Origin of the sequence: Megasphaera sp. DJF_B143, from assembly GCF_900320625.1 — a bacterium.
Taxonomy (GTDB): domain Bacteria; phylum Bacillota; class Negativicutes; order Veillonellales; family Megasphaeraceae; genus Megasphaera; species Megasphaera hexanoica.
The window spans coordinates 1-7,254 of sequence record NZ_ONTA01000022.1; the positions used below are offsets into that span (position 1 = coordinate 1).

Consider the following 7,254-nt stretch of genomic DNA (forward strand, 5'->3'; position numbering starts at 1 on the left):
CCACGCCAATTTTCTCACGGGTGAATTCGCGCGGCGTTTTGGCGGAGAGCGGCTGCAGCTCTATTCGCCGGCTATCTTTACTGATCCGGCAGTTCTGGCCGGGTTCCGCAAAGAAAGGGCCGTGCGTCCCGTATTTGATTTATACGACCGCCTGGAAGCCGCCGTTTTTGGTATCGGCACTCTGGATAGCAGCCGGTCTACGGCAGTACGCCTGAATTATGTAGATATCCATACACTGGAAGCGTTTTCTGCTGCTGGTGCCGTAGGGGATATTTCTCTGCAGTATTTCGACCAGGATGGACAGACGGCACCGTATGAATCATATAATGAACGAGTGGCCGGACTGCAGCTGCAGGATTTGAAGCACGTACCACGGCGCATTGCCATTGCCGGCGGCAGGAGCAAGATAAAAGCCGTACTGGGAGCGTTGCGTGGCGGATTTATAAATGTACTGATTACCGATGAATCCTGCGCCAGAGGAATAGCAGCATTCATACATGAAGAGGAGGAACAGTGAGTGGAAACGATAGCAGCTATAGCTAATGGATTTATGGCTCTTTTTAAGGCGGGCGGAGACACGTTTACGGCTTTTGTCACAGGTATTATTCCGTTGATCATCGTCCTCATGACGGCCGTTAATTCATTAATCAAGATTATCGGGGAGGAAAGGTTTTATCACGTGGCCAAAAAGGCGACAAAATATACGCTGACCCGTTATACCGTCGTCCCGGTCCTGGCTATTATCTTTATGGGCAGTCCTATGTGTTTTACCTTCGGGCAATTTGTTGAAGAAAAGTATAAACCGGCCTTTTATGATGCGGCTGTCAGTTTTGTTCATCCGGTGACAGGGCTGTTTCCTCACGCAAATGGCAGTGAACTGTTTGTCTATATGGGGATTGCCGCCGGTGTACAGGCCCTGGGCTATGAATTGGGCGAACTGGCCGTGCGCTATTTTCTGGTCGGGATTATCATCATCTTTTTGCGCGGCCTGATTACGGAAAAGATATACCTGTATTTGAAAGCACGCGATGGACGACGGAAAACACAGGAGGCAGATCATGTATAAACCAGTCATTGTACGCCGTGGCAGTGGCGGCTGGGGAGGCCCGCTGACGCTGGTACCGACAGAAGAAAAGCATAAAATCGTCAGCATTACCGGGGGAGGGATTCATCCTCTGGCTGTCAAAATTGCCGATATGTGTGGTGGCGAAGCCGTAGATGGATTTTCCCATGCCATACCGGAAAGTGAAATACTGGCCGTCGTCATCGACTGCGGTGGCACGGCGAGATGCGGTGTCTATCCCCGCAAAAATATCCTGACTATCAATGTCCTTCCTGTCGGAAAATCAGGAGCATTGGCACGATTCATGACACCGGAACTGTATGTATCGGATGTCAAGGAAACAAATCTGGATTATGCCGATGAATCGTCGGTTCAGGCGGCCCTGCTCCGTACGGAAGATGTCGATGCCGTCCACAAGAGAGAAGATCTGAAGCGGAAAATTGATGCGGCCCGGGCAGGTCAGAAGCGGAATATCATCACCCGTATCGGAATCAGCATCGGTCAGATTGTCAATAAATTTTACGCTGCCGGCAGGGAAACCATCGATGTGGTCATCAAAAATATCCTGCCGTTCATGGCCTTTGTCAGCATGATCCTGGGCATCATCAATGCCAGCGGAATCGGAACGGTCATTGCCAATACGATTTCCCCCGTCGCCGGTACCCTGCCGGGGATGCTGGTCATTTCCTTTATCTGTGCCATCCCTTTTATTTCCCCGATTCTTGGACCCGGTGCCGTCATTGCCCAGGTGGTGGGGACACTCGTCGGGGCTCAGATCGCACTGGGCAACATCCCCGTGCAATATGCACTGCCAGCATTGTTTGCCATTGATGCCCAGGTAGGGGCAGATTTTGTGCCCGTCGGCCTCAGTCTGGGAGAAGCCGATCCCGACACGATTGAACTGGGGGTGCCGGCTGTTCTTTATTCACGGGTCATTACGGGCCCGCTTTCCGTCCTGATTGCTTATGCAGCCAGTATCGGCTTGTATTAGATTCTGAAGTGGGCTATAATGAAATGTCTGTTTTACAGGACTAAGATATTCATACCAGGGAGGAACTTACTTGAAATATCACAGCGTTATAACGCATGTTGGCAGTGATGCGCTTCACTTTTTAAAAGAAGATGTGCCATTCATCATTCTTTTCGATGAAACCGTACCGGCAGAACTGGCAGAAATAGCCGTCCTGCACCAGTCACAAAAACTGCTGGCACCTATCGGGCCGGGCGATACGGTCCTTTTGGGAGAAAAAGTATATGATGTGACCGCCGTAGGGGACAGCGTCAATCAGACTATGGAAGAACTGGGACACTGCACGCTTTGTTTCAAAGCTTCGGATGTGCCTGACCGGCCGGGCTGTATCATGCTTGGGGGAGATGAAGCTCCCGAAGCCGATGATTTCCAGGACGGCGTCATATTGGAAATCCATTGATGGACAGTATAGATAAAACAATGATTTATACTAGCCCTGATAGCCGTTTGATGATAGAATAATATATACAGCTACTATTATATTTACGATAGGAGAGTAATTCATATGAAAAATGAAGAACTGGCGCAGCATGCGTGCCATGTGCGCAAAAACATCGTCAAGATGCTGACAGAAGCCGGCTCGGGTCATCCCGGCGGATCTCTTTCTATTACAGATATGTTACAGGTCCTCTATTTCGAAGTCATGCACATCGATCCTAAAAATCCGAAAATGGCAGACCGGGACCGGTTTGTCCTTTCAGAAGGCCATTGTGCACCTGCCTTATATGGGACACTGGTAGAACGGGGATATTTCCCGGAAGAAGAACTGTGGCATCTGCGCAAGTGCGGCGCCATGCTCCAAGGGCATCCTGATATGAAACATACTCCCGGCGTAGATATGTCTACCGGTTCTTTGGGACAGGGCCTTTCTGCAGCTAATGGCATGGCTCTGACAGCCAAACTGGACCAGGCGGACTGGCGCGTCTATGTCATGTGTGGCGACGGGGAAATCCAGGAAGGTATGATCTGGGAAGCCGCCATGTCTTCGGCCCAGTATAAGCTGGACAATCTGACACTCTTCGTCAACCACAACGGGCTGCAGATCGATGGCAGCAACGATGAAGTCATGAATGTCAATCCGATTGATGCCAAATTCCGTGCATTCGGCTGGAATGTCATCGCTATTGACGGCCATGACTATGATTCCATCCGGGCTGCTATTACCCTGGCAAAAGAAACGAAAGGCCGTCCGACGGCAATCATTGCCGAAACCATTAAGGGCAAAGGCGTATCGTTCATGGAAAATCAGGTTGGCTGGCACGGTAAGGCTCCGAATCAGGAACAGTGTGCGCAGGCATTAAACGAACTGGGAGGCGAAGCATAATGGGGACAGCTACTCGTGCCGCATATGGCAATATTCTCAAGACTGAAATCTACAAAAACCCGAAAGTCGTCGTCCTGGAAGCCGATTTGGGCGCTGCGACAAAATCGAATAATTTTAAGACCGTTGCTCCGGAACGGTATTTTGATATGGGGATTTCCGAACAGGATCTGATGGGGACGGCTGCTGGATTTGCTGCCGCCGGCCGGATTCCTATTGCCAGTACCTTTGCAGTATTTGCTACGGGCCGGGCATTTGAAATCATCCGCAATTCCATCTGCTACCCGAATCTGAACGTCAAAATCTGTGCTACCCATGCCGGTCTTACTGTCGGGGAAGATGGCGGTACCCATCAGGCCATAGAGGATATTTCCCTCATGCGGACGCTGCCGAACATGACGGTCATCAATCCGGCCGATGCCAAAGAAGCGGAAGAAGCAGTCAAAGCCGCTGTAGAATACGTCGGCCCTGTATATATCCGCCTCGGCCGTGCTGCCGTCGATGACATCCACGGTGATGATTACAAATTCCAGTGGGGAAAAGGTGAAGTCCTGCGCGATGGCAGCGATGTAGCCATCATTGCAACGGGCATCATGGTTGGCAAGGCGCTGGAAGCGGCAGAAACATTGGCTAAGGAAGGCATCCAGGCGACAGTTGTCAATATCCATACGATTAAACCGCTCGATGAACAGCTTATCATTGATGTAGCCAGGAAGACAGGTAAAGTCGTTACGGCAGAAGAAGCGACCGTCATGGGTGGTCTCGGTTCGGCCGTTGCAGAAACTCTGGCCAGAAACTGCCCGACAAAACAAGCCTTTGTCGGCATCCAGGATACGTTTGGCGAATCGGGATCTCCCGCAGACCTGCTCAAGAAATATGGCCTTACCGCTGACGATATCGTAAAGGCTGCAAAGAGCTTATAAGAACGAACAGATACACGGATAGATATACGAAAGGACATAGCGTGATGGCAGAAACCGTCATGCTATGCCCTTTTTTATGGGTGAGTACAACAGATAGTTCTCAGTCGATGAATTGTTCGAGATGATAGATACGGGCGGCATTTTTCCAGAATACGTTTTCCCAGTACGGTTCCGGTACGATGGCTTTGGTAAGGGTGATGTATTCATCCAGGTTGGGCAGGGGCCAGTCTGTACCGAAAAGTACGCGGTCCCAGGCATTAAGATAGACGAGCCAGCCTTTGAGCGTATCGATGTACCAGTGATTTTCCTTCAGGAAACGGTCCATATCGCCGATTCGTCCTTCCAGAAGGCCGGAAAGATCGACGGCGACGTTCTGGTTCTTTTCCAATACGGCAATGGCACTTTCCAGCAGCGGATTGCCGATGTGGCACATGACGAGCTGTACATCGGGATGACGGACAGCCGCGTCGTCCAGTGTAAAGGGATGGCTGTATTTTAAAAGAGCGTCATTTGTCGCCGTGAGGCCCGTGTGGATTGCGACGGGTTTATGGTATTTGGCAGCCAGTGCAAAAAACGGGTCCATTTTTTTATCATAGACATAAAAGTGGTTATATCCCGGATACAGTTTAAGGCCGACACAGTCGGAGCGTTTCAGGTGTGCTTCAACGAGCGATAACTGTTTTTCGTGATCTTCTTCAATGGCAAAGCGGTCCAGACCGATGCAATAACGCATAAAGGACGGATAGTGATGTCCCTCTAATGACAACGTTTTATTACCCATGACGATACCGCAGATGATGCCCAGGCGTTTGTATTCTTTTTCCAGATGTTCTGCCGTGTTTTCATGACCGGCGGCGATGGCCAGTTCATTAAAACCGGGAAAATCAGCAAAATGGAAATGGGCGTCAATTATTTTCATCCTATTCAACTTCTTTCTCATGTCTTTTCAAACCATTATATCATAAAGCATCTGTTTTGCCCTGCTGATTCTGCAGACTGCATGTGAATTTTTCCGGACAAACAGTCGATGCTATGGAAGAGAGGCTGAGCCAGAAGAGAGAATCGGCATCGGAAATTTGCCCGTACAGGCGAATTGTCTCGTGTCAGGATACTAATATGTATTATAAAAACGCATATTGGATATAAAAAATACATATAGAAAATACCATGAGAAAAATGGAAATAACCGATTGTCTTAATTCTTTGATTTTTTCCGTTTTCTCCTTTTTTCATCGTGGCATTATTGATGTGCCAAATAATAGCCGGTTTATTTTAAAGTATAGAAATTATAAATAGATTATGATAAAAATCGACTATTTTCCTGTTTACAATTTACGGTATATACTGAGTGTGTCGTAATTTGTAACGTTTTTCGGTAAATTCATGAAGGAGCTATTATAAAATGGTAAAAAAAGGTATGCAGATTGGTCTGCTGATTTTTGGCATGACCTTTGGGGCAGGTAATCTGATATTCCCCCCGTCCCTTGGATTTCAGGCCGGGCCTTTATTCTGGCCGGCAATTATCGGGTTTATTATTTCCGGTGTCGGCATGCCCGTCGTGTCCCTCATCATGGGGACGTTCAATCCCGGCGGTTTCCGTGCGGAAATGAATAAAAAGATATCTCCATTGTTTTCCCTGGTGCTGCTGACTCTCATTTATCTGGCTATCGGACCACTGATGGCTATTCCCCGTACGGCAGCTACCTCTTTTTCTGTGGGCATTCTGCCTCTGGCCGGTGATGGCACGCTGCAGCTGGCGGTATATACGGCATTGTATTTTGCTCTGGCCTGGTGGCTTTCTATTACGCCATCAAAACTTCTCTCCCGCATTGGCAAGATACTGACGCCTCTCTTTGCCGTTATGATTGTTGCGCTCTTTGTGCTGGGCCTTTCTGCTTTTACGACGACAGAACTGACCGCACCGGCCGGAAATTATGCCATTTCTGCTTTTGGCAGTGGTTTTATAGAAGGGTATAATACAGTCGATACGATTGCTGCTTTTGCTTTTTGTATCATTGCCCTGCAGACACTGCGTCAGATGGGATTTTCCTCCCAGCGTGAATATTATATCAGTGTGTGGGCGGCAGGAGCTTCGGTTGCTATCCTTATGGCGGCCCTTTATCTGGGGCTGGGGCTTCTGGGAAATCATTTTCCTATTCCGGAATCGGTGTATCAGAATCCGGCAGTCAACCTTGGGGCGTATGTGCTGACCCAGGCTTCCTACAGCGTGTTCGGCCCTGTAGGCGTCTGGTTCCTGGCGGTCATGGTCGCCATTACTTGTTTTACTACGTCGGTCGGCCTCATTGCCGCTGTGTCAGAATTTTTTGCCAGCGAGTTTCCCCGGTTATCTTATAAGGCGTATGTCACGATTATTACACTATTCAGCTTTGCAGCAGCCAATCTGGGGCTGAACCAGATTATTCAGGTGACATTGCCGCTCCTGCTGTTTGTGTATCCTATGGCGATTACGGTCGTCCTTCTGATTATCGTCAATAAATTTGTCAGCCTTTCCCGTATTGGCATGCGTCTGGCTGTCGCAGCGGCGGCTGTCTGTGCCGTCATTGACATTCTCCATCAGTTTGCCCATCTGGAAATGGCCGGCCAGATGCTTTCGTATCTGCCCCTGGGTACGAGTGGACTGGGATGGATCGTGCCGGTCGGCGTCGCCATTGCCTTGTCGTTTATCCTTCCAGAAAAAGTGACAGGGTCTGTCGATGTCGCAGAAGACCTGCATGGGTGATGAGCTTACATTTTAAATCCTATAGAAAACACAAACCTCCAACTCGACACATGAGCGGTCACATTAAGCACGTTTGGCTTAATGTGACCGTTTTTTGGCTTTTAAGAGCTTGTATGTTTTTTATGTATCCCTACACGAGAAATACCGGTATACCGGTATTTTAAACGTTTAACTATA

The 7,254-nt window shown here is 49.0% G+C and carries 8 protein-coding genes; 7 read left to right on the plus strand and 1 reads right to left on the minus strand.

What is annotated here, in order from left to right; all coding sequences use genetic code 11:
• From DBO31_RS00465 to DBO31_RS00490, 6 genes are all read left to right on the plus strand, one after another.
• A partial coding sequence (locus tag DBO31_RS00465; RefSeq protein WP_304466335.1) for a sugar-binding domain-containing protein occupies nucleotides 1-517 on the plus strand: 517 nt, incomplete at its 5' end.
• Complete coding sequence (locus tag DBO31_RS00470) at nucleotides 518-1,066, plus strand: PTS glucitol/sorbitol transporter subunit IIC (protein ID WP_059075345.1); 549 nt, start codon at nucleotides 518-520, stop codon at nucleotides 1,064-1,066.
• A complete protein-coding gene (locus DBO31_RS00475) occupies nucleotides 1,059-2,054 on the plus strand; it encodes a PTS glucitol/sorbitol transporter subunit IIB (RefSeq protein ID WP_059075344.1) in 996 nt (331 codons plus the stop codon). The genes DBO31_RS00470 and DBO31_RS00475 overlap by 8 nt, the downstream gene beginning before the upstream one ends.
• Before the next feature lie 70 nt (nucleotides 2,055-2,124).
• The gene (locus DBO31_RS00480; protein WP_113855653.1) at nucleotides 2,125-2,493 is read left to right on the plus strand and encodes a PTS glucitol/sorbitol transporter subunit IIA; all 369 of its coding nucleotides are present in this window, start codon (nucleotides 2,125-2,127) and stop codon (nucleotides 2,491-2,493) included.
• A 105-nt stretch (nucleotides 2,494-2,598) separates the two neighbouring features.
• Nucleotides 2,599-3,417 (plus strand): transketolase, encoded by an 819-nt coding sequence (locus DBO31_RS00485; RefSeq protein ID WP_059075342.1) that lies wholly within the window; start codon nucleotides 2,599-2,601, stop codon nucleotides 3,415-3,417.
• A complete protein-coding gene (locus tag DBO31_RS00490; protein ID WP_059075341.1) occupies nucleotides 3,417-4,337 on the plus strand; it encodes a transketolase family protein in 921 nt (306 codons plus the stop codon). Before DBO31_RS00485 ends, DBO31_RS00490 begins: the two co-directional genes overlap by 1 nt.
• 100 nt (nucleotides 4,338-4,437) lie before the next feature.
• On the opposite strand, the gene DBO31_RS00495 is transcribed toward DBO31_RS00490, so the two are convergent.
• Nucleotides 4,438-5,256, minus strand: coding sequence for an amidohydrolase family protein (locus tag DBO31_RS00495; protein WP_150824174.1), 819 nt, complete (start codon nucleotides 5,254-5,256; stop codon nucleotides 4,438-4,440).
• Nucleotides 5,257-5,739: 483 nt separating this feature from the next.
• Here DBO31_RS00495 and brnQ point away from each other — a divergent pair, with 483 nt between their 5' ends.
• On the plus strand, nucleotides 5,740-7,077 hold the full coding sequence (gene brnQ / locus DBO31_RS00500) for a branched-chain amino acid transport system II carrier protein (protein ID WP_113855654.1): 1,338 nt from the start codon (nucleotides 5,740-5,742) through the stop codon (nucleotides 7,075-7,077).
• The last annotated feature ends 177 nt before the right edge of the window (nucleotides 7,078-7,254 follow it).

Bases quoted from the DNA above. Each gene is read 5' to 3' on its own strand.
- brnQ (WP_113855654.1), top strand. From the start codon at position 5,740: ATGGTAAAAAAAGGTATGCAGATTGGTCTGCTGATTTTTGGCATGACC.
- DBO31_RS00475 (WP_059075344.1), top strand. From the start codon at position 1,059: ATGTATAAACCAGTCATTGTACGCCGTGGCAGTGGCGGCTGGGGAGGC.
- DBO31_RS00485 (WP_059075342.1), top strand. From the start codon at position 2,599: ATGAAAAATGAAGAACTGGCGCAGCATGCGTGCCATGTGCGCAAAAAC.
- DBO31_RS00495 (WP_150824174.1), bottom strand. From the start codon at position 5,256: ATGAAAATAATTGACGCCCATTTCCATTTTGCTGATTTTCCCGGTTTT.
- DBO31_RS00490 (WP_059075341.1), top strand. From the start codon at position 3,417: ATGGGGACAGCTACTCGTGCCGCATATGGCAATATTCTCAAGACTGAA.